The 3,976-nt window shown below is 66.6% G+C and carries 3 protein-coding genes and 1 pseudogene; 3 read left to right on the plus strand and 1 reads right to left on the minus strand.

The window, feature by feature from the left end; all coding sequences use genetic code 11:
• A pseudogene (locus VFM98_RS01875) lies at positions 1-385 on the plus strand (SAM-dependent methyltransferase); the annotation flags it as partial.
• A 16-nt stretch (positions 386-401) separates the two neighbouring features.
• On the opposite strand, the gene VFM98_RS01880 reads toward VFM98_RS01875, so the two are convergent.
• Complete coding sequence (locus VFM98_RS01880; RefSeq protein ID WP_325108193.1) at positions 402-608, minus strand: hypothetical protein; 207 nt, start codon at positions 606-608, stop codon at positions 402-404.
• Between the two features lie 114 nt (positions 609-722).
• On the opposite strand from VFM98_RS01880, the gene VFM98_RS01885 reads away from it, so the two are divergent.
• Both VFM98_RS01885 and VFM98_RS01890 read left to right on the plus strand, forming a co-directional pair.
• On the plus strand, positions 723-1,460 hold the full coding sequence (locus VFM98_RS01885; RefSeq protein ID WP_325108194.1) for a transposase: 738 nt from the start codon (positions 723-725) through the stop codon (positions 1,458-1,460).
• A gap of 87 nt (positions 1,461-1,547) precedes the next feature.
• Positions 1,548-3,976, plus strand: a 2,429-nt coding sequence (locus tag VFM98_RS01890) for a glutamate synthase central domain-containing protein (protein WP_325108195.1), incomplete at its 3' end; no start/stop codon positions are given.

Below are 3,976 nucleotides of genomic sequence, written 5' to 3' on the forward strand. Positions count from 1 at the left end.
GTTCATGGTGCTGGTGCCGTGTTGCCAGGCCGAGGTGGCGGCCTGCCTGCGCATGAACAAGGCGCTCGCGTTGGCGCGCACGCCGCTCGCGGAGCTGTGGCGGCATCCGATCCACACCCGGGAGGTGGGCAGCCAGCTCACCAATGTGTTGCGTTGCCTGTACCTGGAAGCCATGGGCTACCAGGTGACGGTGACCGAACTGGTGGGCTGGGAGCACTCGCTGAAGAACGAGCTGATCCTGGCGCGCTGGACGGGCCAGCGCCGCCGCGCGTCGGCCGAGCGGCTGCGCGCGATCCTGGCGGAGTTCGGGCTGCAGGCGCTGGAAGAGCGGCGCTATCCGGGGCTGCCGGAGTTGGCGCCGGCGCCGGCCACGCCGGCGCAGTAGCCGCTTCTGCGTCGCCTCAGTAGTCGTCGGCCCGGCGGCCGCCGGTGGTGTGCGCCGGCGGATCCTTGGGCCGGGTGCGTTTCACGGCCGACAGGATGCCGATCCCGAACAGGACCACCGCACCGATCAGGATGTAGGTTTGCGGCACACCGGCCACCATCGCGCCCCAGGCGAGGCCGGCGATGACGATGATGAAGCCGATCAGGTAAAGCGCGAAGGACATAGCCAGTCTCCTTTGCGCGCCATTCTCTGCAGGGGCGACGGCAGGGCTTGTCGGAGCAGGCCTTGATTGCTGGTCAGCCAAAATTGGGGTCAGATTCCAATTTAAGATCGCCCGATGGCGAGACTTCCCCGGCTGACCGTTCCCGGCTACCCCCATCACATCATCCAGCGCGGCAACAATCGCCAGGCCATCTTCGGCGACAAGGCGGACTACGAGCTGCTGCTGTCCCTGCTCGACGAGCACGCGCGCAAGCAGCAGGTCGCCCTGCATGCCTACGTCCTCATGAGCAACCACATCCACCTGCTGGCCACGCCCCAGACGGTGGAGGGCATCCCGCAGATGATGCAGGCGGTGGGGCGGCGCTACGTGCGCAACTTCAACTTGCGCCACGCGCGCAGCGGCACGCTGTGGGAGGGCCGCTACCGCTCCACGCTGATCCAGGCCGAGCGCTACCTGCTGGCCTGCATGGTCTACATCGACCTCAACCCGGTGCGCGCCGGCATCGCCGCCGACCCGGGGGAATTTCCCTGGTCCAGCCACCAGCACTACATCGGCCGGCGCAGCGACAAGCTGGTCACGCCGCACCCCCTCTATTGGGAGCTGGGCAACACCCCCTTCGCCCGCGAGCAGGCCTATGCGGAACTGGTCCGCAACGGGATCAGCCAAGCGCAGCAGCAGGCCCTGACCGATTCGGCCTTGCGCGGCTGGGCCCTGGGCGAGCCGGATTACGTCGCCGAACTGCAGCGGCGCACCGAACGGCGGGTCGCGCGCTCCCAGGCAGGGCGCCCGCGCATGAAAGCAGCGGGTGATCTGTCCCCAATTCAACGGGAGGACATGACGAGCCAGAAATAATTGGAATCTGACCCCAATTATTTTTCTTGGCAGCGGTGCTGCGCTGCAGTATCTTCCGGGTTTCCCCTGAGACCTGAGGTTGCGCCCATGACCACGGCTGCCGAAATCGCCCATCTCCAAGAACACGGCCTGTACGCCGGCGCGAACGAGCACGACGCGTGCGGCGTCGGCTTCGTCGCCCACATCAAGGGCGAGAAGAGCCACAACATCGTCACCCAGGCGCTGAAGATCCTGGAGAACCTGGACCATCGCGGCGCGGTGGGCGCCGACAAGCTGATGGGTGACGGCGCCGGCATCCTGATCCAGATGCCCGATGCGCTGTACCGGGAAGAGATGGCGAAGCAGGGCATCGAGCTGCCGCCTCCCGGCGAGTACGGGGTGGGCATGATCTTCCTGCCTAAGGAGCACGCGTCGCGGCTCGCCTGCGTGCAGGAACTCGAGCGCGCGATCAAGGCCGAGGGCCAGGTACTGCTCGGATGGCGCGAGGTGCCGGTGGACCGCGAGATGCCGATGTCGCCCGCCGTGCGCGCCAAGGAGCCGATCATCCAGCAGGTGTTCGTGGGCCGCGGCACCGACGTGATCGTGCAGGACGCCCTGGAGCGCAAGCTGTACGTGATCCGCAAGACGGCCAGCGCCGCCATCCAGAGGCTGCGCCTGAAGCACTCCAAGGAGTACTACGTCCCCAGCTTCAGCAGCCGCACGGTGATCTACAAGGGCCTGCTGCTGGCCGACCAGGTCGGCGTCTACTACAAGGACCTGCAGGATCCGCGCTGCGTCTCCGCCCTGGGCCTGGTGCACCAGCGCTTCTCCACCAACACCTTCCCCGAGTGGCCGCTGGCTCACCCCTACCGCTACGTCGCCCACAACGGCGAGATCAACACGGTCAAGGGCAACTACAACTGGATGCGCGCGCGCGAAGGCGTGATGACGTCGCCGGTGCTGCAGGCCGACCTGAAGAAGCTCTATCCCATCAGCTTCCCCGACCAGTCCGACACCGCCACCTTCGACAACTGCCTCGAGCTGCTGACGATGGCCGGCTACCCGCTGTCGCAGGCCGTGATGATGATGATCCCCGAGCCGTGGGAGCAGCACACGCTGATGGACGAGCGCCGCAAGGCCTTCTACGAATACCACGCCTCCATGCTGGAGCCCTGGGACGGCCCGGCCTCCATCGTCTTCACCGACGGCCGCCAGATCGGCGCCACGCTGGACCGCAACGGCCTGCGGCCTTCCCGCTACTGCGTCACGGACGACGACCTCGTGATCATGGCTTCCGAATCCGGCGTGCTGCCGGTGCCGGAGAACAAGATCGTGCGCAAGTGGCGCCTGCAGCCCGGCAAGATGTTCCTGATCGACCTGGAGCAGGGCCGCATGATCGATGACGAGGAGCTGAAGTCCTCGCTCGCCAACAGCAAGCCCTACAAGCAGTGGATCGAGAACCTGCGCATCAAGCTCGACGACGTCGAGCCCAACGCGGTGGACATCCCGGTCTCCGAGCCGGCCGACCTGCTGGATCGCCAGCAGGCCTTCGGCTACACGCAGGAAGACATCAAGTTCCTGCTCGCCCCCATGGCCGCCGCCGGCGAGGAGGGCATAGGCTCCATGGGCAACGACAGCCCGCTCGCCGTGCTGTCGGACAAGAACAAGCCGCTGTACAACTACTTCAAGCAGCTGTTCGCGCAGGTGACCAACCCGCCGATCGACCCGATCCGCGAGGCGATCGTCATGTCCCTGGTGTCCTTCATCGGCCCGAAGCCGAACCTGCTGGACATCAACCAGGTCAATCCGCCGATGCGGCTGGAGGTCGGCCAGCCGATCCTCGACTTCGAGGACATGGGCAAGCTGCGCGGCATCGACGCCCGCACCCACGGCAAGTTCCGCAGCTACACGCTGGACATCACCTACCCCCTCTCCTGGGGCAAGGAAGGCGTGGAGGCCAAGCTCGCCTCGCTCAACGCCGAGGCCGTGGACGCGATCCGCAGCGGCAAGAACATCCTGATCATCAGCGACCGCGCCGCCTCGCCCACGCAGGTGGCCATCCCGGCGCTGCTGGCGCTCTCGTCGATCCACCAGCACCTGGTGCGCGAGGGCCTGCGCACCACGGCAGGCCTGGTGGTGGAAACGGGTTCGGCCCGCGAAGTGCACCACTTCGCGGTGCTGGCGGGCTACGGCGCCGAAGCCGTGCACCCCTACCTGGCGATGGAGACGCTGGTCTCCATCCACAAGGACCTGCCGGGCGAGCTCTCGGCCGACAAGGCGATCTACAACTACGTCAAGGCGATCGGCAAGGGCCTGTCGAAGATCATGTCCAAGATGGGCGTGTCGACCTACATGTCCTATTGCGGCGCCCAGCTGTTCGAGGCGATCGGCATCAACAGCGACACGATCGAGAAGTACTTCACCGGCACCGCCAGCCGCGTCGAGGGCATCGGCGTGTTCGAGATCGCCGAGGAGGCGATCCGCCTGCACCGCGCCGCCTTCGGCAACGACCCGGTGCTCGCCACCATGCTGGACGC

It is taken from the genome of Ramlibacter sp., assembly GCF_035706265.1.
GTDB lineage: Bacteria > Pseudomonadota > Gammaproteobacteria > Burkholderiales > Burkholderiaceae_C > Ramlibacter.

Excerpts from the sequence above, each read along its gene's own strand:
- VFM98_RS01885 (WP_325108194.1), top strand. The coding sequence starts at position 723 with ATGGCGAGACTTCCCCGGCTGACCGTTCCCGGCTACCCCCATCACATC.
- VFM98_RS01880 (WP_325108193.1), bottom strand. The coding sequence starts at position 608 with ATGTCCTTCGCGCTTTACCTGATCGGCTTCATCATCGTCATCGCCGGC.